This is a genomic window from Aerococcus sp. L_32, from assembly GCF_050689315.1.
The window spans coordinates 1-979 of the sequence record NZ_JBOEQF010000659.1 but is presented as its reverse complement, the minus strand read 5'-3'; the positions used below and the strand labels follow the sequence as shown (position 1 = coordinate 979).

1 protein-coding gene is annotated in these 979 nt (G+C 39.8%); it reads right to left on the bottom strand.

Going from position 1 to position 979, the window contains the following annotated elements:
• Positions 1 to 979 (bottom strand): ribonuclease J (locus tag ACRCJ0_RS15505; protein WP_431391086.1); only part of this gene is annotated, 979 nt, incomplete at both ends.

Sequence of the window (979 nt, the reverse complement as noted above, 5' to 3'; positions counted from 1 at the left end):
ACCATCTTCAGATAAGATACGGCGGTCGCGAAGAACAATATTACCAATATCTCCAACACCCGCTCCATCAATCAATACGTTTGAAGCTGGTACGGCACCACCGATATGGATATTGCCATCTTTATAGGTCAAGATATCCCCTTTATCTAATAAGAAGACACTCTCTTCTGGAATACCTACCTCTGTTGCCAAGTGTTTGTGGGCAGACATTAGACGGTATTCACCTGAAATTGGGACCACATATTTGGGTTTCAATAAACTAATCATTAATTGTAAGTCTTTTGGACTCGCATGACCACTTGACGCATACGCTTGAGCTAATTCAACTACTTCACCGCCTGCACGGTAAACATCGTTTTTAGTTTCTGCTACCACCTTTTCCATATCATAAGAAGGTGTTGTCACAATAATGACCTTATCACCGTCTTTTATAGATACAGCTGTGTGGCGACTTGAGGCCATTTTTTGTAAGGTCGTTAACGGTTCACCAGATTTTCCAGTTTCTAGGAAAATAATTTCATGATCTTCAAAACGTCCAAGGTCTTTCAAGTTGGTAATCAAGTCTTTTGACGGAATCGATAGTTTGCCTAAGCGAATAGCTACGTCAATAATTTCTTCCAATTCAGTATCATCTAAGAAAACACGACGACCTAGTTTACTTGCAACATCTAAAACTTGTTGAATACGCATTAAGTTTGAAGCTACCGCCGCAACGATAACACGACCTTTAGCATTCCGCACTTCTTTCAACAAACCTTGTTCAATTTCAATTTCAGTGGCATTGGGTTTCATATTTTCTGCTGCATTGGAATCTGCTAGTAAGGCGAATACACCGTCACGACCAATTTCAACAATACGAGAAAAGTCTGTTTTATATGCATCTGAAACTGTCATATCAAACTTGAAGTCACCTGTATAAACGATTGAACCTTCTGGTGTAGACACTTCAATCCCTACTGATTCAGGTACAGAATGGGTC